The sequence below is a fragment of the Demequina litorisediminis genome, from assembly GCF_030161615.1.
In the GTDB taxonomy this organism is placed as follows: domain Bacteria; phylum Actinomycetota; class Actinomycetes; order Actinomycetales; family Demequinaceae; genus Demequina; species Demequina litorisediminis.
The window spans coordinates 2,135,084-2,158,809 of sequence record NZ_BSUN01000001.1 but is presented as its reverse complement, the minus strand read 5'-3'; the positions used below and the strand labels follow the sequence as shown (position 1 = coordinate 2,158,809).

General features: G+C 69.8%; 20 protein-coding genes, 2 tRNA genes and 11 pseudogenes. 11 read left to right on the top strand and 22 right to left on the bottom strand.

Translation table 11 applies throughout. The features are described from left to right. Positions 1-5: 5 nt before the first annotated feature. Both QQK48_RS13235 and QQK48_RS13230 read right to left on the bottom strand, forming a co-directional pair. Positions 6-338 carry a dynamin family protein gene (locus tag QQK48_RS13235; RefSeq protein ID WP_284328752.1) on the bottom strand — a complete coding sequence of 111 codons (333 nt, stop codon included), beginning with the start codon at positions 336-338 and terminating at the stop codon, positions 6-8. Continuing rightward, complete coding sequence (locus tag QQK48_RS13230; protein ID WP_284328751.1) at positions 335-484, bottom strand: hypothetical protein; 150 nt, start codon at positions 482-484, stop codon at positions 335-337. Before QQK48_RS13230 ends, QQK48_RS13235 begins: the two co-directional genes overlap by 4 nt. Before the next feature lie 181 nt (positions 485-665). Here QQK48_RS13230 and QQK48_RS13225 point away from each other — a divergent pair. Continuing rightward, positions 666-739, top strand: a tRNA-Arg gene (locus QQK48_RS13225). 184 nt (positions 740-923) lie between these two features. On the opposite strand, the pseudogene QQK48_RS13220 reads toward QQK48_RS13225, so the two are convergent. From QQK48_RS13220 to QQK48_RS13185, 8 genes and pseudogenes are all read right to left on the bottom strand, one after another. Continuing rightward, positions 924-1,562 (bottom strand): annotated as a pseudogene (locus QQK48_RS13220) (substrate-binding domain-containing protein); the annotation flags it as partial. Between the two features lie 267 nt (positions 1,563-1,829). Beyond that, positions 1,830-3,357: pseudogene (locus QQK48_RS13215) on the bottom strand (sugar ABC transporter ATP-binding protein). A 367-nt stretch (positions 3,358-3,724) separates the two neighbouring features. After that, a pseudogene (locus QQK48_RS13210) lies at positions 3,725-4,225 on the bottom strand (ABC transporter permease subunit); the annotation flags it as partial. Positions 4,226-4,440: 215 nt separating this feature from the next. Then, positions 4,441-5,331 (bottom strand): annotated as a pseudogene (locus QQK48_RS13205) (ABC transporter permease); the annotation flags it as partial. Between the two features lie 182 nt (positions 5,332-5,513). Further along, a pseudogene (locus QQK48_RS13200) lies at positions 5,514-7,062 on the bottom strand (sugar ABC transporter ATP-binding protein). Between the two features lie 98 nt (positions 7,063-7,160). Next, complete coding sequence (locus QQK48_RS13195; RefSeq protein WP_284329400.1) at positions 7,161-7,871, bottom strand: substrate-binding domain-containing protein; 711 nt, start codon at positions 7,869-7,871, stop codon at positions 7,161-7,163. After that, the gene (locus QQK48_RS13190) at positions 7,768-8,172 is read right to left on the bottom strand and encodes a hypothetical protein (RefSeq protein WP_284328749.1); all 405 of its coding nucleotides are present in this window, start codon (positions 8,170-8,172) and stop codon (positions 7,768-7,770) included. Before QQK48_RS13190 ends, QQK48_RS13195 begins: the two co-directional genes overlap by 104 nt. 208 nt (positions 8,173-8,380) lie before the next feature. After that, the gene (locus QQK48_RS13185) at positions 8,381-9,067 is read right to left on the bottom strand and encodes a DUF4386 domain-containing protein (RefSeq protein ID WP_284328748.1); all 687 of its coding nucleotides are present in this window, start codon (positions 9,065-9,067) and stop codon (positions 8,381-8,383) included. A 102-nt stretch (positions 9,068-9,169) separates the two neighbouring features. On the opposite strand from QQK48_RS13185, the pseudogene QQK48_RS20220 reads away from it, so the two are divergent. Then, positions 9,170-9,286, top strand: a pseudogene (locus tag QQK48_RS20220) (TetR/AcrR family transcriptional regulator); the annotation flags it as partial. A gap of 233 nt (positions 9,287-9,519) precedes the next feature. Continuing rightward, on the top strand, positions 9,520-9,873 hold the full coding sequence (locus QQK48_RS20215; protein ID WP_348523626.1) for a hypothetical protein: 354 nt from the start codon (positions 9,520-9,522) through the stop codon (positions 9,871-9,873). Here QQK48_RS20215 and QQK48_RS13175 read toward each other — a convergent pair. Further along, entirely contained in the window at positions 9,870-12,155 is a 2,286-nt protein-coding gene (locus QQK48_RS13175) for an ABC transporter ATP-binding protein (RefSeq protein WP_284328747.1), read from the bottom strand. The genes QQK48_RS20215 and QQK48_RS13175 overlap by 4 nt on opposite strands. A gap of 145 nt (positions 12,156-12,300) precedes the next feature. Here QQK48_RS13175 and QQK48_RS13170 point away from each other — a divergent pair, with 145 nt between their 5' ends. Together QQK48_RS13170 and QQK48_RS13165 are read left to right on the top strand one after the other, a co-directional pair. Next, on the top strand, positions 12,301-13,401 hold the full coding sequence (locus QQK48_RS13170; protein WP_284328746.1) for an NADH:flavin oxidoreductase/NADH oxidase: 1,101 nt from the start codon (positions 12,301-12,303) through the stop codon (positions 13,399-13,401). Between the two features lie 105 nt (positions 13,402-13,506). Then, positions 13,507-13,881, top strand: coding sequence for a hypothetical protein (locus tag QQK48_RS13165; protein WP_284328745.1), 375 nt, complete (start codon positions 13,507-13,509; stop codon positions 13,879-13,881). Between the two features lie 167 nt (positions 13,882-14,048). Here QQK48_RS13165 and QQK48_RS13160 read toward each other — a convergent pair whose 3' ends face one another. The 3 genes and pseudogenes from QQK48_RS13160 to QQK48_RS13150 form a co-directional block, all read right to left on the bottom strand. After that, complete coding sequence (locus QQK48_RS13160; RefSeq protein ID WP_284328744.1) at positions 14,049-14,810, bottom strand: ABC transporter permease; 762 nt, start codon at positions 14,808-14,810, stop codon at positions 14,049-14,051. Beyond that, positions 14,807-15,695 (bottom strand): annotated as a pseudogene (locus QQK48_RS13155) (ABC transporter ATP-binding protein). The gene QQK48_RS13160 and the pseudogene QQK48_RS13155 overlap by 4 nt, the downstream one beginning before the upstream one ends. Further along, positions 15,692-16,048, bottom strand: a complete 357-nt coding sequence (locus QQK48_RS13150; protein WP_284328743.1) for a GntR family transcriptional regulator — start codon at positions 16,046-16,048, stop codon at positions 15,692-15,694. Before QQK48_RS13150 ends, QQK48_RS13155 begins: the two are co-directional and overlap by 4 nt. Positions 16,049-16,215: 167 nt before the next feature. Here QQK48_RS13150 and QQK48_RS20205 point away from each other — a divergent pair. From QQK48_RS20205 to QQK48_RS13140, 3 genes and pseudogenes are all read left to right on the top strand, one after another. Continuing rightward, positions 16,216-16,278, top strand: a pseudogene (locus QQK48_RS20205) (oligoribonuclease); the annotation flags it as partial. Between the two features lie 61 nt (positions 16,279-16,339). Next, positions 16,340-16,900, top strand: coding sequence for an oligoribonuclease (gene orn, locus QQK48_RS13145; protein ID WP_348523625.1), 561 nt, complete (start codon positions 16,340-16,342; stop codon positions 16,898-16,900). Positions 16,901-16,930: 30 nt separating this feature from the next. Then, a tRNA-His gene (locus tag QQK48_RS13140) sits at positions 16,931-17,004 on the top strand. Positions 17,005-17,051: 47 nt separating this feature from the next. Here QQK48_RS13140 and QQK48_RS21970 read toward each other — a convergent pair. The 5 genes and pseudogenes from QQK48_RS21970 to QQK48_RS13125 all read right to left on the bottom strand — a co-directional run bounded on the left by QQK48_RS21970 (position 17,052) and on the right by QQK48_RS13125 (position 20,435). Then, on the bottom strand, positions 17,052-17,417 hold the full coding sequence (locus tag QQK48_RS21970; RefSeq protein ID WP_431308427.1) for an FtsX-like permease family protein: 366 nt from the start codon (positions 17,415-17,417) through the stop codon (positions 17,052-17,054). Between the two features lie 940 nt (positions 17,418-18,357). Further along, positions 18,358-18,549: pseudogene (locus tag QQK48_RS21965) on the bottom strand (hypothetical protein); the annotation flags it as partial. Between the two features lie 690 nt (positions 18,550-19,239). Continuing rightward, positions 19,240-19,701, bottom strand: coding sequence for an ABC transporter ATP-binding protein (locus QQK48_RS13130; RefSeq protein WP_348523798.1), 462 nt, complete (start codon positions 19,699-19,701; stop codon positions 19,240-19,242). Between the two features lie 16 nt (positions 19,702-19,717). Beyond that, positions 19,718-19,816 (bottom strand): annotated as a pseudogene (locus QQK48_RS20200) (ATP-binding cassette domain-containing protein); the annotation flags it as partial. A 100-nt stretch (positions 19,817-19,916) separates the two neighbouring features. Then, a complete protein-coding gene (locus tag QQK48_RS13125; protein ID WP_284328740.1) occupies positions 19,917-20,435 on the bottom strand; it encodes a PadR family transcriptional regulator in 519 nt (172 codons plus the stop codon). A 198-nt stretch (positions 20,436-20,633) separates the two neighbouring features. Here QQK48_RS13125 and QQK48_RS13120 point away from each other — a divergent pair, with 198 nt between their 5' ends. Further along, positions 20,634-21,419: a DUF4126 domain-containing protein gene (locus tag QQK48_RS13120; protein ID WP_284328739.1), complete on the top strand. Its 786-nt coding sequence runs from the start codon at positions 20,634-20,636 to the stop codon at positions 21,417-21,419. A 56-nt stretch (positions 21,420-21,475) separates the two neighbouring features. Here QQK48_RS13120 and QQK48_RS21960 read toward each other — a convergent pair whose 3' ends face one another. The 3 genes and pseudogenes from QQK48_RS21960 to QQK48_RS21950 all read right to left on the bottom strand — a co-directional run. Next, positions 21,476-21,679: a hypothetical protein gene (locus QQK48_RS21960; RefSeq protein ID WP_431308446.1), complete on the bottom strand. Its 204-nt coding sequence runs from the start codon at positions 21,677-21,679 to the stop codon at positions 21,476-21,478. Next, positions 21,621-21,842 carry an ATP-binding cassette domain-containing protein gene (locus tag QQK48_RS21955; RefSeq protein WP_431308347.1) on the bottom strand — a complete coding sequence of 74 codons (222 nt, stop codon included), beginning with the start codon at positions 21,840-21,842 and terminating at the stop codon, positions 21,621-21,623. The genes QQK48_RS21960 and QQK48_RS21955 overlap by 59 nt, the downstream gene beginning before the upstream one ends. Positions 21,843-21,897: 55 nt before the next feature. Continuing rightward, positions 21,898-22,230, bottom strand: a pseudogene (locus QQK48_RS21950) (ATP-binding cassette domain-containing protein); the annotation flags it as partial. A 56-nt stretch (positions 22,231-22,286) separates the two neighbouring features. Here QQK48_RS21950 and QQK48_RS13110 point away from each other — a divergent pair. Continuing rightward, on the top strand, positions 22,287-22,964 hold the full coding sequence (locus QQK48_RS13110; protein WP_284328738.1) for an ABC transporter permease: 678 nt from the start codon (positions 22,287-22,289) through the stop codon (positions 22,962-22,964). After that, a complete protein-coding gene (locus QQK48_RS13105) occupies positions 22,961-23,692 on the top strand; it encodes an ABC transporter permease (protein WP_284328737.1) in 732 nt (243 codons plus the stop codon). Before QQK48_RS13110 ends, QQK48_RS13105 begins: the two co-directional genes overlap by 4 nt. Positions 23,693-23,726: the final 34 nt, after the last annotated feature.

The following is a 23,726-nucleotide window of genomic DNA, read 5'->3' as shown; positions in this document are numbered from 1 at the left end:
CCGCCTCAAGCAGCCTTCTCCGCCACGTCACGATTCTCGCCGCGCACGGAATCAAGATCAGGCGAGTCGACGATCGCGAGTCCGCGCGGGACGGCATCGGTCGCGATCACCTCGGAGCCGTCGGCCACCGAGGTGAGGACGTCAGCGTCGAGCGGATGGTGGAAAACATGGGGCACGCGCGTGGTGGGGCGCAGCACTCCTGCGGGGGTCAGCGGTTCGCCGAGCAGCGCGTTGACCACCGTCGACTTCCCCGCGCCCGTGGAGCCGGCGACGACCACCACGGCGGGCGAAGCCTCCTCGCGCACGCGCGGGATGAGGTGGTGATCGAGCCTGATCAACCATGTGGGCCACGAGCCTCGCGCGTGGCCTCGGCATCTCCCAGCGGGATCGGCAACTCGACGCCCCCGACCACGCGGCGGGTGTCCACGAGCGCGTCGAGCAGGGCGCCAGGGTACGACCACGTCTTGATGGGGCGGATCGACATCCCGCGTTCCCTCCGTCCTCAGGCTCCGAATAGGCTACCGTGCCTGGAATCCCCACCATTATCCCGGGCATGCGAGGGTACGCATTCCCAGGAGTGAGGTGATCTGTCAACGGCCGATGCCGGGGTGAGGTTCCGCGCCCATTACCCTGAGGCGTGTGGCCGGTTGTCGCCCCGGTCCGCTGCCCTCGTAGGCTCAATGGATAGAGCAACGGCCTTCTAATCCGTAGGTTGCAGGTTCGAGTCCTGCCGGGGGCGCCGCCGACCTCGGGCGTCCTGCGAGTCGTCTCCTGCCCGGTTTCGCGCGAGAACGCGCACTCAACGACTCGCGGGGCGCGCGGCGGACTCGCGCTCGATGAGCCTGAGCGGGCATCGGAGTGTCCACGGTGGGCTCGCCGCCCTCCTCGAGGGCCACCAGCACCTTCTGCATCATCATGGTGCCCAGCGCCGCGAAGTCCTGGCGCACCGTGGTGAGCGGCGGGTACAGGTACGCGGCCTCGGGAATGTCGTCGAACCCTACGAGCGACACGTCGCGCGGCACCTCGAGTCCCCGATGGCGCAGCGCGGACATCAGCCCGATCGCCATCTGATCGTTCGCGACGAACACGGCGTCGCCCGCGGCCACGTCGAGGCGCTCCCCCACCTCGTAGCCCGAGCGTGCCGACCAGTCACCGCGCAGCGGCTCGACCGCCTCCAGGCGCCGCTCGGCGAGTTCGTCTCGCCACCCGCGCTCACGCTCCGTGGCGTCCGATGCCTGGGCCGGCCCTGCAAGATGCAGCACCCGCTCGTGCCCCAACTCCGCAAGGTGGCGCACCGCGGCCCGCGCACCCCGGTACTGGTCGATGGACACCACGTGAGGCGAGCGCCGCGCCGACGCCGCAACCGCGACGAGCGGCACCGTCAGGTCAAGCGCCTGGACCGCCTCGAGCGCCGCGGCATCGGTGAGGATGAGCACCACGGCATCCACGCGCTGCCTCAGCAGCCCCTCGACGGTCGCACGCACCGTGGCCGGGGCGGCATCGGCCGTCTGGGCGGCGTCGACGCTGTAGCGCGAGGCGCGCGCGGCGATGGTGAAGTGCATCGCGATCGAGGTGGGGCCGAAGTCGGCCACGGCCGGATTGACGAGGCCGATGGTGCGGGTGCGCCGCGTCACCAGCGCACGCGCCGCGGGAGACGGCGAGTAGCGCCTGCTTCATCGCCTGCTCGACCCGCTCCTTGGTGGCGGGACGGACGTTGGGCATGCCGTTGATGACGCGCGACACCGTCTGGTGGGACACGCCCGCGAGGCGCGCGACATCGAAGATGTTCGCGGCGCGCGCCGGCTTGTCCTTGGCCACTGCTTCCTTCCTCACGCTTCCGGGAGGTCGGGTTGCGCGACCAGCGCCATCAGGGTGTCGGGGTTCAGGCTAGCCGCGGGGAGCGTCTGGGCGACCTCCCCCGCGCGAAGGATCGCGACGCGGTCGCCCACGCGCAGGACCTCCTCGAGCTCGGCGGAGATGAACACCACCGACAACCCGTTGTCCGCGAGCTCACCCACGAGCCGCTGGATCTCCACCTTGGCGCCCACATCGATACCCCTGGTGGGCTCGTCCAACACGATCACGCGCGGGCTGAGTGCCAGCAGGCGGGCCAACAGCACCTTCTGCTGGTTGCCGCCCGAGAGGGTGCGCACCGGCCGCTCGGGGTCGGCGGGCTTGATGTTGAGCGCCTCGATCCAGGCTCACGGCGAGTTCGCGCCTGCGCGCGGCTCCGATGGGACGCAGTGCACCCTGCTGGGCCTGGAGTGCCAGGACGATGTTCTCCTCGATCGATAGGTCGCCGATGAGGCCCTCGGTGCGGCGGTTCTCCGACGAATAGACCACCCCCAGTTGCATGGCGCGTCGGGGAGAATCGAGCCGGTGTTCGCGGTCCTCGATGCGGATGATGCCCGCCTGGGCTCGGTCGATTCCGGTGAGCAGCCGCGCCAACTCGGTCCGGCCCGAGCCGAGCAGGCCCGCGACCCCCAGCACCTCGCCCTCCGCCACGGAAATGTCGGCGTCCCGAATGCCCGGCGCCCTGGTGAGCCCGCGCGCCGACAGGATGGGGTCGATCTCCTGCTCGGCGTCGACGACATGCTCGCGCGGCGCGATCTCGGCCACGTCGCGCCCGAGCATCTTCTTCACGAGGTCGATGCGCAGCAACTCGGTCGTGAGGTACTCCCCCACCAGGTGGCCGTCGCGCAGGACCGTGATGCGGTCGCTCATCTCGTACACCTGGTCGAGGAAGTGGCTGACGAACAGGATGGCGACGCCGCGGTCCTTCAGTTCGCGGATCACGCGGAACAGTTCGGCGACCTCGTCGAGGTCGAGGCTCGACGTGGGCTCGTCGAGAACGAGCACCTTCACGTCGGTCGAGATGGCTCGCGCGATGGCCACGAGTTGCTGCACCGCGAGCGAGTGTTGGCCGAGCGGCGACGCGGGGTCGAGATCGAGGCCGAGGTCGTGCAGCACGGCGGCGGCGTCGCGGCGCATCGCGGCGTGGTCGATGAGGCCGAACCGCCGCGGCTCGCGCCCCAGGAACACGTTCTCCGCGACCGACAGGTTCTCCAAGAGGTCAACCTCCTGGTAGACGGTCGAGACCCCGGCTTCCTGCGCGTCGCGTGGGCCGGCGAACTCGCACTCCTCGCCGGCGAGGGTCAGGCGGCCGTCGTCGAGGCTCAGCACTCCCGTGAGGGCCTTGATGAGGGTCGACTTGCCCGCACCGTTCTCGCCCATGAGCGAGTGCACCTCGCCGGGAAACATGCGGAAGTCGACGCCGTCGAGGGCGGTGAACGCGCCGAAGCGCACCGTCGCTCCCTCGAGCCTGCACCAGCGCCTGCGCCTCGTCCACCGGGCCATCTTGGCACGGCATCGGCCGCACCTTCGAGGAGCGAGGTGGACGAGGCGCCGCGGCGCTCGAGCCAGGGCTCACGTGCGCCGGTCGGAGCGCGCCACGATCGCCCGCTGCACCACGATGAACAGCAGCAACAGGGCGCCGATGATGATGTGCGTCCACGACTGCTCGGCGCCCATGAACGAGATGATCGTGTTGATGGTGGCGAACACGAACACGCCGATCATGGAGCCGAGCACGTAGCCGCGGCCGCCGGTCAGCAGGGTGCCGCCGATGACCACGCAGGCGATGACGTCCAGGCTCGGTGCCGATGCCGTTGCGCGGGTAGCCGGCCCCCGAGTAGGCGGTCAGCAGGAGGCCCGCGAGTCCGCCGCACAGGCCCGAGATGACGTACACGAGCACCTTCGTGCGGGCCACCGAGAGCCCCATGAGGCGGGCCGACTGCTCGGAACCGCCGATGGCGTACACCGTGCGACCGAAGCGCGTCAGCGCCATCACGACGGCACCCGCGGCCACCACGAGCAGCGCGATGATGCCCGTGGGAGTGATGTACCAGTCGCCGATGAGGAAGCGGGTCTGCTGCAGCCACAGGATGGGCTCGTTCTCGACCCGAATCGACGACAGGCTCACCACGTACGCGAGACCGCGCCCCAGGAACAACCCCGCGAGCGACGCGATGAAGGGCTGCACGTTGAAGTACTGGACCAGCACGCCGATGAGCGTGCCGATCGCAGCGCCGCCCGCGAGCATGATCGGGATCACGAGCCACACGGGCGTGCCCGACGCGAGCATCGACGAGCCGAGAATGCCCGTGAACGCCATGACCGAGCCGACGGACAGGTCGATGCCGCCCGTGACGATGACAAAGGTCATCCCGACCGCGAGCACCATGAGGTACGCGTGGTCGAGCAGCAGCGCCGAGAGGTTGCGCGGGCTGAGGAAGTTGCCAAACTCCGCCTGCGCACCGATCAGCACGATCACGAGGATGACGACCGCCGCCAACGTGGGCAGCACGGAGGCGCGGCGCGCGGTGAACGTGCGCACCCTGTCCATGGCCGTGGGGGCGGGGGCGTCGACGACGGTGGCGCTCATACGCCGACCTCCTTACGGGTGGGGGCGGCCGATGCGGCGGCAGCGTTTCCGCCGCCGTCACCCCGGTCGGTGGCGGCGCGGCGCCTGGACAGTGAGCGGCCCCACTGGTGGACCCGCGGCGACTGGACGAGCACCACGATCACGACCACCACGGCGAAGAACACGGGGCTCTGTGCCGGCGGGACGCCGAGGAACTGGATGGTCTTGTCGAGGGTGGTGACGGTCAGCACACCGATGACGGTGCCCGCGATCGAGAACTTGCCGCCCATGAGCGACGTGCCGCCGAGGACCACCGCGAGGATCGCGTAAAGCTCGATGAGATAGCCGGCGTTGTTGGCATCTGCCGCCATGGTGTTGGAGGCGTTGATGATGCCCGCCACGCCTGCGAGGACGCCGGAGGCGATGTAGGCGCCCCAGATGATGCCGCGAGAGCGCACCCCCGCCAGGCGGGAGGACTCGGGGTTGATGCCCACGGCCTCCGTGAGCATGCCCAGGGCGGTGCGGCGTTCCAGCAGCGCCACGGCCGCGACCACCGCGACCCAGACGAAGAAGGCCACCGGCAGCAGGATCAGATAGCCGTTGGAGATGAACTTGTATGGCGCGCTCGTCACCGTGGTGATGGCGCCTCCCGTGATCAGCAGCGCGACCCCTCGTCCGGCGAGCATGAGCACCAGGGTGGCGATGATCGGCTGGATGCCGAGCACCGAGACCAGGAAGCCGTTCCACGCGCCGAGGACGAGCGCGACGAGCACGGCGGTCACGATGGCCGTGACGACGATGCCAAGGCTGCCGGGGTCCGGCGCGTCCGCGATGATCGTCAGCGACACGGCACCCGAGACCGCCATCACCGCTCCCACGGACAGGTCGATGCCGCGGGTGGCGATGACGAGCGTCATGCCCAGCGCGACCAGCATGAGCGGCGCGCTCTCGCGCAGGATGGTGACGGGGTTGCCGTACAGGTCGCCGTCCCGCAGCGTGATCTTCGCGAAGTTGGGGTTCGCGATGACGTTGACCACGATGAGCGTGACGAGCGCCGCGGAGGGCCAGAACAGGTGATGCTTGAGCAGTGTCATCGGGACACGCTCCTCTCGTCGTGCTCGGCATGGGCGATGAAGTCGACGAGCCCGTCGAGGTCCACCGCGGTGGGGTCGAGTTCGCCGATCTTGCGACGGTCTCTCAGGACTGCGACGCGCTGGGTGATGCGCAGGACCTCCTCGAGCCTCGGAGGAGATGAAGACCACGGACAGCCCCTTGGCGGCGAGTTCGGCCACCTTGCGCTGGATGTCGGCCTTGGCGCCCACGTCGATGCCGCGGGTGGGCTCGTCGAGGATCAGCAGTTCGGGCTGCATGGCGAGCCAGCGGGCCAGCAGCACCTTCTGCTGGTTGCCGCCGGACAGCGTGCCGATCGGCACATGCGGGTCCGCTGGCCGCACGCCGAGGGCCTCCATGTATTCGGCGACGATCGCGTCCTGCTCGGCCTTGCTGAGGCGGCGCAACCAGCCGCGCTGCGCCTGCACGCCGAGCACCATGTTCTCGGCGACCGTGAGGTCGGCGATCACGCCCTCGGCACGGCGGTTCTCCGAGGAGAAGGCCACGCGCCGGTCGATGGCGTGGCGCGGCGCGTGAATCTTGGCGCGCTGGCCGCGGACGGTGATCTCGCCCGCATCGGCCTTGTCTGCGCCGTACAGGAGGCGCACCAGTTCGGTGCGTCCCGACCCGAGGAGCCCGGCGAGGCCGACGACCTCCCCTTCGAAGATGTCGAGGTCAGCCGGCTCGAGAATGCCCTTGCGGCCGATGCCCGACGCACTCAGCACGGGCGTGCCGGTGCGGTCGATCTCTCGCTCGGCGGCGTCGGACAGCGCCGAGAGCCTCGTCGAGGGCGCGGCCAATCATCTCGGTGACCAGGGCCTCGCGCGGCAGGTCGCCCACGAGATGCTCGCCGATGAGACGTCCGTTGCGCAGCACCGTGATGCGATCCGAGATCTCGTAGACCTGGTCGAGGAAGTGGCTGACGAAGAGGATGGCGACGCCGCGAGCCTTGAGGTCGCGGATGACGGCGAAGAGCCTGCTCCACCTCGCCGCGGTCAAGGCTTGACGTGGGCTCGTCGAGGATGAGGACCTTCGCATCGAGCACCATGGCCCTGCTGATGGCGACGAGCCTGCTGGATCGCGATGGAGTGGCTGGCCAGTGGCGACCTGGTGTCAAGGTCGAGTCCGAGGCTCGCGAGGTACTCGGCGGCCTCGCGATGCGCGGCGCTCCAGTCGATGCCGAACACGCCCCGCGGCTCGTGGCCGAGCATCACGTTCTCGCCCACCGAGAGGTTCGCACACAGGTTCACCTCCTGGTACACAGTGGAGATGCCGGCCGCCTGGGCATCGGCCGTCGAATCGAGACGGCGCTGCTCGCCCGCGATCTCGATGGTTCCCGCATCGATGGCGTACACGCCCGTGAGGGCCTTAATGAGCGTCGACTTTCCGGCACCGTTCTCCCCCATGAGCGAGTGCACTTCGCCGGGCCGGAGGAAGAAGTCGACGCCGTCGAGCGCGAGCACGCCGGGGAAGGAGATGGTGATGCCGCGCATCGAAACGAGCGGCGGGACGTCAGTGTCCACAGTCATGGGTGAGTGACCTCTTTGTCATGCATGCGGTGGCGCGTCCGCCGGGAGCGTGGCTCCCGGCGGACGCGATGGAACCGGTGGTGCTGTCCCGCGAGGGATCAGTAGGCGCGGGAGTCGATGACCTCGGCCGCCTGCTCCTGCGTGAAGGACTGGTCCTCAACGTAGTAGGCCTTGTCGACGGTCTCACCGGCGAGCACGGACTTCACCAGCTCGGCGGCCTTCTCGCCGAGGAGCGGGTTGCACTCGACGATGAAGTTGATCTTGCCGTCGACGAGCGCCTGCATGCCGTCCTTGACCGCGTCGATGGTCACGATCTTGATGTCCTCGCCGGGCACGCCGCCCGCCGACTCGATGGCCTCGATGGCTCCCAGGCCCATGTCGTCGTTGTGCGCATACACCAGGTCGATGCCGTCGAGGCCGTAGTTGGCGATGTAGCCCTCCATGACGGACTTGCCGCCGTCGCGGGTGAAGTCCCCGGTCTGCGAGTCGATGGCGGTGATGCCGGTGCCCGCAATGGCCTCGTCGAAACCGGCGGCGCGCTCGTTGGCGGGCGCGGAGCCGGTGGTGCCCTCGAGGACGACCATGTTGGTCTCGGCGTCGCCGAACTCTGTGGCGGCCCATTCGCCCGCCTGGACGCCCTCGGCGTGGAAGTCGAGCCCCACCCAGGTGTCGTAGAGGTCCTCGGAGGCGGACACGGTGCGGTCCTCAAGGATGACGGGGATGCCCGCGTCCTTCGCCTCCTGCAGCACGTCGTCCCAACCGTCTTCGACCACGGGCGCGATGACGATGGCGTCGACGCCCTGGTTGATGAAGTTGCGGACGGCGGAGATCTGCGCGGCCGGGTCGTTGTCCGCGGCGTTGAAGATCAGGCTCGAAGCCGTTGTCCTCGGAGAAAGCGGCCTTCATGGATTCGGTGTTGGCGCTGCGCCAGCCGGACTCGGCGCCGGTCTGGGCGAAGCCCACGGTGATGACCTCCGAGGCGGCGTCTGCCGAGCCGCCGTCGGCGGTCGAGGACTCCTCGGTGGTGGTGCCGCTCTCGGTGGTGCAGCCCGCCAGGGCGAAGGCAGCGACCCCCGCGAAGGCGATGGTGGTCAGGAAACGCTTCTTCATGCCGTGAACCTCCTCGTTCACCCCCGGCGTCGGTGCCGGGAAGCCTTGTTCTCTCCTTGCGACACCACAGTGTGCCGCAGTTGGATGATAGCGCTCACATTGTGAGCGTTCACAAGGGGTTTCACATCACAATTACGTAACGAGGCTCCGCGTCGACTGGCCGATGCCGCTCGCCACCAGGCGGCATCGGCCAGTCAAATGTGAAGGCTCACGCGCTCACATACGCGGTCGCCTGCGCCGCGCGAGGCGTGGCCGCACCCGCGCCGATGCCCCGCGTGATGAGCCATACGGCCAGCGAGATCTCCCACGCAAACACGGGGACGGCGGCCGCCATGACGAGCGCGGAAACCTGCTCCTGCAGCCCCAACAACACCGTGAGGTTCGAGACGAGCACCAGCGGCCCGCCCACGAACCCGAGCAGCGGGATCCAGCGCGGCGCGAGCCGGTGACGCCACAGGACCGCGGCGAGCACCACGGTGTGGAACGGCACCACGAGCCCGGGCCCCACCAGGAACGCCGCCCGGTAGAGCTCCACCATCGCGCCCGCACTCGCGGCCTCGCCTGCTCCACGCAGCGCCACTCCCGCCACGACGGCCGATGCCCCGGCGAGGATCGTCGCCGCCTCCGTCACGCGTAGCGCCAGGTACGCGACGGGGCCCACCGCACTGCGCCGCCTGAGCAGTGGCCACAGGAAGGCCGCGGTCGCCACCACCGCGACGGCAAGCACCACGTCGAGCATTGCGCCCGCCAGGTATCGCGCGTCGCCGTCGCTGGCACCGGCCCAGCCGTCGTCGGTGAGCATCGCGCCGTACAGCGTCACCGCTCCTACCGACGTCACGTGGGTCACCAGGTAACTCACCCCCGCCAACACCCCGAGCGTCCGATCGTTCGCCATATCCATTCCTCACCCTCGACGTGTTCGAGGTGTACGGCGTACACCTGACGCGTCGACTGTAAGGTGTATGGCGTACACCGTCAAGAGCTCGCGAGGTAAACGATGACCCACGACCGGCCGCCGCTGAGCCGCGAGCGCGTGGTCTCCGAGGCGATGGCCCTGGCAGACACCTCGGGGCTCGAGGCGCTGAGCATGCGCACCCTGGCCGATCGCCTCGGCGTGGTGCCGATGGCGCTGTACAAGCACGTGCGCAACAAGGAAGAACTGCTCGACGCGATGGTCGATGCGGTGGTGACGGCGATCGGCCCCGCACCCACCGGCGGCGACTGGCTCACGCGCGCCCGCGCGCTCATCGGCGCCGCACGTCACGAGATGCTCCGCCACCCGTGGGCGTGGAGGGCGATCGAGACTCGCGAGGCCCCCAGCCCCCGGTCCTCGACCACATGGAGGCCATGCTCCAGATCCTCGGCGATGGCGGTCTCAGCGTCGACCTCGCCCATCACACGATGCACGCCCTCGGCTCTCGCCTGTGGGGCTTCAGCCAGGAGGTCTTCGCGTCGCCCGCGGCGGACGCCGGCCGCGTTCCCGACGAGGCGACGCTGGCGATGCTGGCGGCAAGGTGGCCGGGCGTGCTCGCCTCCGCGGCATCGGCCCGTCACCAGGTGGGCAGCACGGTGGGTCCCGGGTGCGACGACGACGCGGAGTTCGCGTTCGCGCTCGACCTCATCCTCGAGGGAGCCGTACGGCTGGCCGATGCCGGCTGGTCGCCCCCACTGCCTCCCACAACGGCGACGCCCGGGTCCTAGTCGAGGAGTACCCGCGCCACTGTCAACTGGCGCGCCGCGAGCCGCCCACCGGCTCGGTGGAGCAGCGCCGCGCCGAGCCCGCCGCCCACCACCAGCGCGATCACGCCGCCTGCGAGCGCGGGAATCCCGGCGAGGCTCATGAGGCTCGCGGCGACGACGATGCCGCCCGGTGCCGCAAACATCGCAACGAAGACGGCGACGACCGGCTCGATGCGCCCGCCGGACCTGCGTGAGGCATCCATCGGCGCCATGACGCTCGCGACGGCCCCGACCCCCAACGCATACGCCAGCGCACCTGCACCGTTGAGCAAGGCCGCGGGAAGTCGCTCGCCCTGCCCGTGCCAGGCGGCGGTCGCGACGGCGAAGGCCACCGTGGCCGCGCCAGTGATGCCCGCGACCGCGAGCGCCTTGCCGACCAGCACCGAGCGCAGGGGCGCGCCCGCGATGACCAGGAACTCGAAGGCACGGCCGTCATAGTTGAGCAGGCCGACCGCGAGAATGGCCGTGGAGAATCCCGCGAACACAGCGGTCGACGATTCGAGGTCGAACTGCACGCCTGGCGACAGCGTGACAAACGCCGCGATCACGACGGTCATGACCACCTGCTGCGCCGCCCGCGGATGACGAAAGACCAGGTAGCGCCTCATCTGAGCGGCCGATGCCGCCACGGCACCGCGCCCCGCGGCGCGGCGCCCGCGCACGAGCGCAAGCCCTGCTGCGGCTCGCACGGTGCGCGTGCGTCGCCACTGACCGGTTCCCTTGGCACGCCGCGCGAGGACCGCCACCCAGGCGACGTACATGAGTGCCACCCAGCCCACGGCGATCGCCAGATGCGCGAGTGCGAGGCCGCCGCGGCCTGCGGACACGTCAAGCACCCACGCCACCGTCGCTCCCGGCGGGCTCCATGACGCCACCTCCGCCGCGGGATCAAGCGCTCCGAGGCTCGCGGACCCGCTCGTGTTCAGCACGTACATGTAGCCGCCGTAGGAGCCCGCGCTCAGCACGGCCGCGAGGATCAACGAGAGGTCGCGTCCGCGGCGGGTATGCGCCATGCGCGCTAGCGCCGCCTGCACCACCTTGGACGTGATGACGCAGGACAGCGTGAACAGCACAGCCCCCAGCACCATGGCCGGGCGCGCGTACCAGCGAAGCGCCGGGAGCGCGGCGAGGGTGGCGGCGAACGCCAGCGTCATCAGCGTGGTGGGGGCGACCAGCCCACCCCACAGCATCCCGGTGACCTTCTGACGCACCGTCAGCGGATACGGCTCGAGTCGCTCGGGATCCACCGACTGGGCCTGCAGCGAGGGCGAGGTCATCGGCAGCAGCAACCAGCCGAACCACCAGGCCGCCACGGAAGTCACCACCGCCGCCAGGCCGCCGTCGAGCGTCGAGATGAGGACCAGCCCGGCACCCACGACGAGGCCCACGAGCCCCAGAGCCCACCACACGGCGACCCACAGGAACTGCCCGCCCCAGCGGGTGTACGCACGTCGCGAGATCGCGAGGCGAAGCCTCAGGAGGACGAGAGCCACGAGAGCCTCCTCATCACCAAGGTCGCGGCCCCCCACGAGCGCGATGAAGGCGTCCTGGAGGTTCGCGTGCAGGCCGCGCACCTCAGCGACCGTGCCCTCGGCGCGCACTGCTCCCTCGGCAACCACCAGCACGCGGTCGCACAACCGTTCCACGACGTCCATCACATGGCTGGAGAACACCACCGTGCCGCCTCCTGAGCGATACCGCTCAAGCATCGAGACCATCACCTGGGTGTTGACGGGGTCCAGGGAGCCGAACGGCTCGTCGAGGATCAGCACGCGGGGCGAGTGCAGCAAGGCGACGGCGAGGCCGATGCGCTTGGTCATGCCGAGGGAGTAGTCGGCCACCATGCGTCCGGCGGCCTCGTCCATGTCGAGGATGCGCAGCAACTCCCCGGTGCGGCGCGCGATCTCGTCTGGCGCCATGCCGCGCAGCAGGCCCGCGTACTCGCACATCTCGCGCCCCGTCAGGCGGTCGAAGAGGGCGGGGTTGTCAGCGACGAACCCCATGCGGCGCTTCGCCTCGAGCGGGTCCGGCCAGACCGAGACGCCGTCGACCGCGATCTCGCCCTGGAGGGGCTCCAGCGCGCCGATGACCATCCTCAGCGCGGTGGTCTTGCCCGCGCCGTTGGGGCCGGCGATGCCGTAGAAGGCGCCGCGGGGCACCTCGAAGGTGAGGCCGTTGACGGCCCGCACGTGCCCAAAGTCCTTGTAGAGCCCTCGCACGCTGATCGCGGCGTCGTCGGTCATGACACTCCCCCGGGTGACGCGGCCGGCATCGGCCACTGCGAGCCACGCTACCGCCACCTCGCACGGGGTGGATCACCCGTCAGGGGAATCGCCACGCCGGTGGCGAGTGTTGGTGTTTCGTCATCGTCCACGAAAGGCTGTCTCCATGACCACTCCCGCACTGTTTGAGCCGCTGACGCTGCGCGGCACCACCTTCCGCAACCGCCTGTGGACCGCGCCGATGTGTCAGTACTCCGTGGAGAAGCGCGACGGCGTGCCCACCGACTGGCACCTGGTCCACCTGGGCGGGATCGCGCGGGGTGGGGCGGGCTTGGTCGTGGCGGAGGCGACGGCCGTGGTGCCCGAGGGGCGCATCTCGCCGTGGGACACGGGGATCTGGGATGACGCGCAACGGGACGCGTGGAAGCGCGTCACCGCGTTCATCCGCTCCCAGGGCGCCGCGTCCGGCATTCAACTCGCGCATGCCGGACGCAAGGCGTCGGTCTACCGCGACTGGTCGGGCCGCGGAGTGGTGGGGCACGCCGATGGCGGCTGGACGCCGCTGGCTCCGTCCACCCTCGCATTCGACGGGCTCGCGGACCCCACGCCCATGAGCCAGGAGCAGATCGCCGATGCGGTGGTGGCGTTTGGCGCGGCCGCGCGCCGCGCCCTCGAGGCGGGCTTTGACGTGTTGGAGGTGCACGCCGCCCACGGCTACCTGCTTCACGAGTTCCTGTCTCCGCTGAGCAACGACCGCACCGACGACTACGGCGGCTCGCTCGAGAACCGTGCGCGCTTCCTCCTTGAGGTGGTGCGCGAGGTGCGGCGCGTGGCGGGAGACGAGGTTCCCGTGTTCGTGCGCCTGTCCGCCACGGACTGGAAGGAGCCCGAGGGCTGGACGCTCGACGACACCGTGACCGTCTCCCAGTGGGCTCACGATGCGGGCGCGGACCTCATCGACGTCTCGACCGGTGGCAACGTGGCGGACGCGACCATCACGGTGGGACCGGGCTATCAGGTGCCCTTCGCGCGCGCCGTGCGTGAGCGTGCCGGGGTGCCCGTCAGCGCCGTGGGCCTCATCGTGGAGCCGGCGCAGGCCGAGGACATCGTTGCCAAGGGCGAGGCCGACTCGGTGATGGCCGGCCGCGAGTTCCTCCGCGACCCCCACTTCGCGCTGCGCGCGGCGCACGACCTCGGCGCCGATCTCGACTACTGGCCGGCGCAGTACCGCCGCGGGACGTGGGCCGCGCGCCCCGCGGCGCTGTGAGCATCGCCTCGTCGACCGTCAACCCGTAGGCTGGGACCGGTCACAGGAACTCGATCGACACCCGAGTCGTTGGTCGTGCAGATGACGACTCACCGAGGAGCCACCATGAGACTCGCCGCCACCGCAGCAGTGACCACCCTGTCCGCCACCATGCTCGCCGGGTGCAGCGCGGAGGGCCTCGGCGACGCCGTCGGCACCTTCGCGCGCGACTCAGCCCAGCAGGCCGTCGAGGACGCCACGGGCGGCGACATCTCGCTGAACTTCGGCGACGGCGCCACCCTGCCTGCCGACTGGCCAGACTCCATCCCCGTCCCCGAGGGCGAGCCTCGCGGCCGCTGCCGTCACCGGCGAGGGCTGGACCATCGCGGCCACCGCGCCGTCGCTGACCCTGACCGACTATGTCGAGCAGGCTCGAGGACGCGGGGTTCACCGCGAGCGCCTCCGGCGCCGTCGGCGACGCCGCCAGCACGCACCACCTGAGCGACGGTACGCACTCCGTGACCACGGCATGGGCGGCGGAGCCGGGCGGCGACTCAGGCCTCATCACCGTCGTGGTCGCCCCGACGGGCACCGGCTCGACCTCCTAAGACGCACCAAGGGCCGATGCGGTGGCCACCCGGCCACCGCATCGGCCCTTGGCATGTCCGTCAGGACTTGGGCGTCGCCCTGCGCAGGAAGACGTACCCTGCCACGCCGCACACCGCGGTCAGCGGCAAGGTCGCCGCGGCAAGCCACGGCAGGGGTGTGGTGGTGAGGAACTCGCCCACATCGCCCCACGACTCGGTGGTGGTGATGAGCCAGGCGGCGACCACCAGGATGGCGGCGAGCCCCACGAAGAACGCGTACAGCCCGTAGGCCTTCCACCGCACCCACACCGTGGCCACGGCAGCTCCCAGGAAGAAGAACAGGAGCATTGTGCACAGGTACAGGAACCAGAGGGTGAGGACGGACTCGTCCTGGAGACCCCAGGGCGCGAAGAACGCCGCGTCGATCCCCCAGCCACCCGTGGCCTTCTCGATGGCCGCCATGAGCGTCAGTCCGGTGGCGTACATCACCGACAGGAGCACGAAGTACAGCGCGGAGCCGAGGTAGAAGTCCCTGCGCGTGACCGCGAAGCCGAGCGCGAAGGAGAAGGTGAGGTTCATGGCCTGCACCGCGACGACGGTCATGAACCAGACGATCCAGGTGATGCCGCCGCTGTACTGGAAGGCGTCGGGCTCCAGGTTCTCCGCGCCGCCCGCGGCCTGGACCACGATGAGGAAGATCGCCATGTTGAGGATGAAGATCGCGGCGGTGATCGCCCACGGCACCACCAGCGTGGCGAGGGGATTGGCGACGTGGAGCCGCACCACGTTCCAGATGCGCTTGGGCGCGGCGGGCACGCTGTGCTCGAGAGCCACGGCGGTCATGCGGACACCTCCTCGGTGACGGCGCCGCCGGTGCGACGCACGATGAGTTCCTGGAGCGACACGGCGGTCGCCTCGAGTCCGGCCGATGTCGCGGCTCGCTTGTCTTCTGCCGAGAGACCGGCGAGGGTGACGGACGCGATGGCGCCGATCGCGGTGCGCTCGAGGACCTCGTGCCGCGCCGCAAACGCATCCACGTCCGCCGCGCGTCCCACGAGGGTGGTCGCCGAGCCGCGCAGGTCCTCCGCATCGGCGTCGATCACCAAGCGGCCCTTGTCGATGACGAGGACCCGCTGCAGGAGCGCCGCCGCCTCGTCGATGAGGTGTGTCGACAGCAGGATGGTGCGCGGGTGCTCCGCATAGTCCTCGAGGAGCAGGTCGTAGAAGCGGCGCCTGGCCACCGCGTCGAGACCCGCGTAGGGCTCGTCGAGCAGCGTGAGTTCGGCGCGTGAGGCGATGCCCACCACCACTCCGATGGCGCTGCGCTGGCCTCGCGACAGCCTTCTTGATGCGGCGATCGAGGGGCACCTGGAAGGCTTCCACGAGGCGCGCCGCGAGATCGGCCTCCCAGTGGGGGAAGAATCGCGGGGCGACGGCGAGGACGTGACGCCCCTTGAAGTCATCCGGATACACCTGCGACTCCTTGATGAAGCAGGTGCGGCCCACGGCTCCGGCGTTCTCGACGGGATTCTCGCCGAAGATGCGGGCGCGGCCCGCCGAGGCAAAATCCTGGCCGGTCAGCAGTTGCATGAGGGTGGTCTTCCCTGCGCCATTGCGGCCCAGCAGGCCGTGGATGCCGCCCTCCTCGAGGGAGAACGACACGTCATCCACGGCGGTGACCTTGCCGAAGCGCTTGGTGAGGCCCGCGGCCTCGACGATGGCGGTCATCGGTTCATCTCCTTGGCGATCATGTCTTGCAGTTGTGCGGTGGTGAGGCCGAGGCCGCGCGCGCGGTCGGCGAGGGGACGCACATGGGCATCCCGGAACTCGGCACGGCGCTCGTCGAGCAGCCGGGCCCTGGCGCCGTCGGCGACGAACATCCCGATGCCGCGGCGCTTGTACAGCACGCCGGCATCGACCAGGAGGTTCACACCTTTGAGGGCGGTGGCGGGGTTGATGCGATGGAAGGCCGCGAGCTCGTTGATGGACGGCACCTGGGACTCCTCCCCCAGCGCGCCCTCGAGGATCTGCCCCTCAAGTTGCTGAGCAACCTGCAGGAAGATCGGCCGACCGTCATCCATCTCGCCACACCCCTCGGTTCATCGGTTAATTACTTGTGTAACTAACCAACCATGTACGCGACGGCCTGTCAACGGCGGGCCCGAGATAGGCCTCTGACCAGGTGCGATGCCGCTGGAGTGCGAGACGCAGGGCGTTGACGTCGGAGCCTGGCCCTACAGTGGGTGACATGTCAGACACACCCCTCGTATGGATCGACTGCGAGATGACCGGCCTCGACACGGTCAACGACGCCCTCGTGGAGGTGGCCTGCCTGGTCACCGACTCCGAGCCTCAACATCCTTGGCGAGGGGGTGCAGGTCGTCATCAAACCGTCCCAGGAAGCAGTGGATGGCATGAACGACTTCGTGCGCGACATGCACACCACCTCGGGCCTGCTCCCCGAGCTCGAGCACGGCACCACCATGGAGGAGGCGCAGGCGCAGGTGCTCGCGTACATCCGCGAGCACGTCCCCACGGCAGGCAAGTCGCCGCTGGCGGGCAACACCGTCGGCATGGACAAGATCTTCCTTGAGCGCGACATGCCCGAGGTCATGGGCCACCTCCACTACCGCGTGGTCGACGTGTCGTCCTTCAAGGAACTGGTCCGCCGCTGGTACCCGCGCGTGTTCTTCAACGCCCCCGCCAAGACCGGGGGCACCGCGCGCTCGGAGACATCCGCGACTCCATCACGGAGCCTGCGGTACTACCGAGAGGTCATCCTCACCCCCTTCCCGGTCCCGACTCGGACACCGCCGCAGCGGCCGCCGCCAAGGTCACCGAGCGCCAGAGCGTTGAATCCGCGGAGCCGGCGCAGCCGTAGGCTCCGCGCCGCGTGCGGGCACGTCGCGAGCACCCGTATCGACACGGTATGATCGTCGTCGGTCCTGATTCAGGGCCGCATGGTGGCTATACCGCCTGGTAGAGCACCGCGTTGTGGTCGCGGGGGCCGCGGGTTCAAGTCCCGTTAGCCACCCCAAGCACGAAGGCCCCGGCTCACGCCGGGGGCCTTCGTCGTTCCCGCTCCTACTCGAAACGCGTGGACTCGATCTCCGTGGAGCGGCGCACCACCCCAAACGAGCCCGCCACGGCCGCCGCCGCCAACGCCGCGGAGGCCAGCAGCGTCACCCAGTACCGGCCATCGGGCCACACGAACTCCAGCCCGTTGCCGAGCACGGTGACCAGGATCCAGGCCACCAAGAAGCCCAGCCCCGCGGAGGCCAGCAGCGTCGATCCCAGCGGCACCGCGGCCTCGGTGGCCACCATGGCCCGCAGACGCGCCACGGGCATGCCCGCCAGCCGCAGCAATCCGAACGTCCGCCTGCGTTCCAGCGCCGCCGAGATGGTCGCCACCGCGAGCGACAGCGCCGAGATCGCCACGGCGATGGCCATGCCCACGTAGGCCAGCACGGACAGGCTCCTGCATGATGTCCGTCGCGCCTGCCGCGGCAAAATCACGCCGTGTCGTGGGCGAGATGGACCTGTCTCCAGCGACGTCCAGCGAGGTGCGGGCACGCTCGATCGACGGCTGAGAGCCGTCCGTCACCGCGAGCACCGTGGCGGGCTCGAGCCCGTCGATCCCGTCGGCCGCGACGGGCACGGGGGCCTCCGCATCAGCGCTGAAGGTGGTCGCCTCCAGCATCGCGTACAGGTTCACCGTGACATAGTCCGCGTCGGGCAGGTCCGAGGCGCCGATCGCGGCGGCGTCCTCCCGGCTCATCACGACGCCGATGGTCTCCATGTCGGCAGGCGTGTAGCCCACGGACACATGCTGGACGCCGTCGGTCGCCCGCGCCGCCTCCTCCATGGCCTGCGCATGGTCGGCGTCGGTGTAGGCCAGGACCGCGTCGAGCGAGAGCATGCCCTGGGACTCCTCGGCCGTGGACAGCCGCGTGATCGAACTGACGACGCCCGCGAGCGCACTGACGAGGAAGACCGCCACCACCAGCCCCGCCACCGAGCGGAACGTCGAGCGCGGGTGCCTGCGCAGGCGCCCCGCTGCGACCACTCCGGACGCGCTTGCCGTGAGCCTTCCGAAGACCTGCGCGGCGGCGCGGGTCAGCCACGGCCCGGCGATGACCACGCCAAAGGCCACGAGCGCGAACCCCGCGATGAGCGTCAAGCCGGCGATGTTGGCCGCCTCAGGCACGGACATCGCGAGCCACGCCGAGCCGGCGAAGATCACGAGGCCCACCACCAGGGTGGTGGCGCGCCACGCTGTCACGGGCTTCTCCGCACGCTCCCGGCTTGCGCCGAGGGCTCCCGTGTCATCGCGAAACGCCTGCCACCACGCCATGCCTGCACCGAGGACGGTCACGACGGCCACGGCCGCCAGCGTCCACAGCGTCGACGGAGCGAGGTCCGCGACGAATGACTGCGTGCCGTTGATCGCGAGGGTCGCGGCCGCGTTGCGCAACGGGATCGCGAGGGCGATGCCGAGAAGGCCACCGGCGAGCGTTGCCACGCCCATTTCGAGGGCGGACAGCGCCGCCACGGCACGCCTGCCCGCGCCGATGAGCCTCACGGTGGCCAGTCGCTCCCGGCGCTGGGCGGCGCCGAGCCTGCGCCACCACGCCGATCAGCAGCACGATGGGCACCAGGAGCGCCACCGAGCCGATGGCCAAGATGGTGCGATAGGTCGTGGCGTTGTAACGCTGACCGACCGTGTCGAACTCTTCCTGCACGCGGGTGCTGGAATCGGAGGCGAGCGTGTCCCAGTCCGCGCCTGCCAGCACGGCCAACTCGTCTGGCCCGCGCAGCGCCTCCTCGGGGATCACTCCCTTGAGGGTGCCGTAGCGGTTCTTGAACTCGTCTGCAGGCGTGGTCGCGACCAGGTCCATCACGGCAGGCGAGGCGTAGAACTCTCCCGGCGCGAGCACGTCGAGACCGGCGGGGAATGCGACGGAGGTGGAGTCGGTGACCGCGACCGAGGTCACGGAGATCACCTGGCCGTCGAAGTAGTCCTGACGCGAGCCGTGCAGCAGGACGTCGTCGGACGGGGCGGGCGGGAGGGTGTTGCCCTCCTCATCGAGTGCGATGCGTTCACCCACGCCCACCTGCCATGCCGACCGCGCGTCGCGCTCGGGCATGTGGAGGTAGGCGCCGAGCAGCACCAGCAGCATGGCGACACCCACGGCGACGCCCGCGACGATGCCCAGGAGCCTGCGCGTAGCCCCCGCGGTGCCCAGCAGCAGGAGCCGCGCCGCTGCGGGCTTCATCGCACGGCCTCGGCGACGCCGCTGAGCCGGCCGTCGCGAACGATGACCTCGCGGTCGGCGTACGCGGCGGTCCTGGCGTCGTGCGTGATGAGCACCACGGTGGTGCCGAGATTGCGCGTCGCGCCCAGCATGGCGTTCAGGACATGCTCGGCCGAGAGGGAATCGAGCGAGCCTGTCGGCTCGTCGGCGAACACCACGCTGGGCTCGGTCACCAGCGCACGCGCGATGGCGACGCGCTGCGCCTGGCCACCGGACATGTCGCCCGGCGACTTCGCGGCCTGGTCGGCGAGTCCCAGAAGGTCGAGCCACGCCGTCGCCTTGGCGGTGGCGGCCCTGCGACGCATGCCGCCCATCAGCAGCGGGAGCGCCACATTGTCCGCGGCACTGAGGTCGGGCAGGAGCCTGACCGAACTGGAAGACGAAGCCGATGCGCTCCAGGCGGAAGCGCGCCCGCTCATCGGCCGTCAATCCCGTCAGATCGGTGTCACCGATGGCCACCGTGCCCTCGTCGGGGGCGAGGACCCCCGCGAGGCAGTGGATCAGGGTGGACTTTCCGGACCCGGACGGGCCCATGACGGCGAGCACCTCTCCTCTCGCGACGTCGAGGTCGACTCCACGGAGCGCATGGGTGGGCCCAAAGGACTTGTGCAGTCCCGTGGCACGAATGAGGGGTTCAGGCATGGCGAAGCTCCTTGCGGATATCGGTGAGGCGTGCGGAGGTCAGGTCGATCCAGCGCAGATCGGCCTCGATCTGGAAAAGGGCGTGGTCGATGGCGAGGCGCTCCAGCAGCGGCGCGGAGGCCTTGGCAATCGTGAGTTCGCGCATGCGCGCCAGGTGCGAGCCGCGCTGGATGTCCAGGAGGGCGTCCGCGTCGTCGTCGAGGAGGAGGGAGATGACCGTCTTGGCGAAGAGGTTTTCCTGCAGCGTGGGGGCGGGAGTGTCCGCGGTGTGTAGCCAGGCGCGCAGATGATCGCGTCCGCGCTCGGTCACCTCGTAGCGCTTGCGATCGGGGCCGTCGCCCGCCTGTGCTCCCAGCGCGACGATGAGCCCGTCACGGATCATCCGTCCCAGCGTCGCGTAGATCTGGCCGTAGGCGAGCGGACGGTCGTGGCCGAACACGCCGTCGTAGCGGCGCTTGAGGTCGTAGCCGTGCGTCGGCCCCTCTGTCATGAGCCCCAGAAGGGCCGGCATCTTGTCCATGTTTCGACTATACGTTGGGTGTATACCCTGGTTTCCATGGGGTAAGCCCCTGATATCTCCACCCACCGCACACCCCGTGGCGCCAGGGGTTTCCCCCATCGTCGACCCACGACCACCCGGGGCTCCCGCCACGGCCGCGGGCGCGGGTACCCTTGACCGTCGAGTCCAGGATTGACCAGGAGGACCAGGATGCTTGCAGCGCTTACCGGTGCCGGATTGTCGGCTGCCGCCGGCCTGAACGCCTTCATCCCCCTGCTCGTGGTGGGGCTGTTCGCCCGCTTCACCGACTACATCGTGTTGCCGGACCACCTCCTGTGGCTCGAGTCGTGGCCCATGATCATCGTCTCCGCGGTACTGCTCGCCCTGGAACTGGTGGTGGACAAGATTCCCGGAGTGGACCACGTCAACGACCTCATTCAGACCGCCATCCGTCCGCTCGTCGGTGGCGTGATCTTCGCCGCCACCGCCGCCGCGACCGCCGTGGACTCGTCCACGTTCTGGCAGGACAACCCCTTGATCGCGGGCCTCGTGGGCGCCGTCCTCACGCTCGCGGTCCACGTGGGCAAAGCCGCCTCGCGTCCGGCCGTCAACGCGACCACTGGCGGCACGGGTGCCCCGCTCGCCTCGTTCGCCGAGGACGCCATTTCGCTCACCCTGTGCATGGTCGCGATCTTCGTGCCCGTCCTCGTCATCGCAGTGTTCATCGTCATCGCGATCGCGATCTACCGCATCGTCACCTCGGGTCGCAGGCGCCGCAGGCATCGCGAGATGCGGCAGGCGCAGGAACGCCTCGAGCGGGAGGCGCAGGAGGCCGAAGGCGGCATGGTCGCCTGGTGGCGCTCCAAGTGGCGCGAACCCCGGCTCCTTTCCCGCCGCCCCGAGCCGGTCGACTCCGACGTCTCGCCCCGCACCGCCCCGAGCGCGGGGACACCCGCGAGCGCCGCGACCCCCGACGAGGACGCGGCTCGCCCGTAAGCCCCCGCTGGGGGCGTAGTGCGATGGCCCCCTGACCGCGCCGTGGCGCGGTGGCCCTAGTCGGCGACGGCCCCGAAGTCCGCGAGGAAGTCGGCAACGAACGCGTTGGCCGGTTCCCCGGTGACCTCCGCGGGGGTCCCCACCTGCTCGAGGACGCCGCCCTTGGACAGCACGGCGATCCTGTCGGCGAGGATGACGGCCTCACGCATGTCGTGCGTCACCATCATGACCGTGAGCCCCAGCGACCGCTGCAGGCTCAAGAAACTCCTGCTGGAGCCGTCGCCTGCCCTGGGGGTCCACCGCTCCAAACGGCTCGTCCATGAGCATGACGGGCGGCTCCACTGCGAGCGCCCGCGCCACTCCGACGCGCTGACGCTCGCCTCCCGACAGGCTCGTGCGGATACCTCTTGCCGTACGTCGCATGCGGCAACCCGACGAGGTCAAGCAACTGCTCGACGCGCTCGGCGATGCGTGCCTTGTCCCACTTCAGCAGGCCCGGCACGGTGGCGACGTTCTGCGCGACAGTCCGATGCGGGAACAGCCCCACGTGCTGGATGACATACCCGATGGAGCGGCGCAGGCGCACCGGGTCCTGACCCAGCACGTCGGTCCCGTCGACGGTGATCGTGCCTGAGGTGGGTTCGACCAGCCGGTTGACCATGCGCAGGGTCGTGGACTTGCCGCATCCCGACGGCCCCACCAGACACAGCACCTCACCGGGGGTGACGGTGAGCGAGAGGTCACCCACCGCGACGGTGCCGTCCTGGTACTCCTTGCGTACATGGTCGAAGACGATGCCTGCGTGGTCCATCCGGCCACGCTATCGCGCCGCGCCCCGCAGCACCCCAGCGCGCCCGTGGACATGGCATGTACGGTCAAGGGATGGATGCCGCCCCCAACCCGTGGTTTTCGTGGGACTACGTGGAACGCAACTGGGATGAGGTCTCCGATCGGCTCGTGATCCACACCACGCTGACACTCCAGGCCGTCCTGATCGCGCTCGCTATCGCGTTCCCCCTCGCGGTGCTCGCTCGCCGCATCCCCCGGCTGGCCGGACCCATCACGGGCGTCTCGGGGGTGCTGTACACCATCCCGTCTTTCGCGCTGTTTGGCCTCCTGGCTCCGTTCACGGGCATCGGCCGCACCACGGTGCTGATCGGCCTGGTCGCCTACGCCCTCCTGGTGCTGGTGAGGAACATCCTCGTGGGGCTCCAGGGCGTGGACCGCGACGTGATCGACGCCGCGCGCGGCGTGGGCTATTCCCCTTGCGAATGCTCTTCACCGTCGAGCCTTCCCAACGCTCTGCCGTCCATCATCGCCGGGCTGAGGATTGCGACGGTGTCAACGGTGGCCCTCGTCACCGTGGGCGTCGTGGTGGGCTACGGAGGGCTCGGCCAACTCATGTTCCGTGGGCTGCAGTCGGACTACCGCGCACAGATCATGACCGCCACCCTGCTGTGCCTCGCCCTCGCGCTGCTCCTGGATCTCGTCCTCGCCCTGGCGGGGCGGTGGGCGACGCCGTGGCTGAGGGGACGGGCATCGTGAGCACCATCGGCGACGCGTGGGATTACCTCACCACCGCACAGAACTGGACGGGCGCGAACGGTCTCACCACCCCCACGTATGACGGCGGGTGGCGCTTCGCCCAAGACTCGATCCTGGCGCTCGGACTCGAGCACCTGTGGCTCTCGTTCGCGGCGGTCACCCTCGCCGTCATCGTCGCGCTGCCGCTGGGGCTCTTCCTCGGCCACGTGCGCCGCGGCGGCGGCACCACGGTCGTGGTCGCCAACGTCACCCGTGCCATGCCGACGCTCGCGCTGCTGACACTCTTTGCCGCATCGGCCATCGGCTACGGAAACACCGCCGTCATCCTCGCCGCCGCCATCTTCGCGTTCCCTCCCATCCTCACCAACGCCTACACGGGCATGGCGGACGTGGACCGCGACATCCGTGACGCGGCGGTCGGCCAGGGTCTCACGCCGTGGCAGGTGGCGCTCAAGGTCGAGCTCCCGCTCGCCATCGGCTTGGTCGCGGCGGGGCTCAGGACGTCAACCGTCCAGACGGTCGCGACGGTGCCCCTGGCCGCGCTGGTCGCTGGCGGTGGGCTGGGCGTGATCGTCAACACGGGATTGGCGACGCAGCGCTACGGACAGGTCCTTGCGGGCGCCGTCATCATCGCGGCGCTCGCCCTCACCGTTGACGCCGCCATGGCGCGGCTTCAGCGGACCGCCACCCCCGCTCCCCTCCGCGAGGCCGCAGCGGCACCTGCCTGACGGCGGCATCGGCCCCAACTCAGCGCCCGACGCG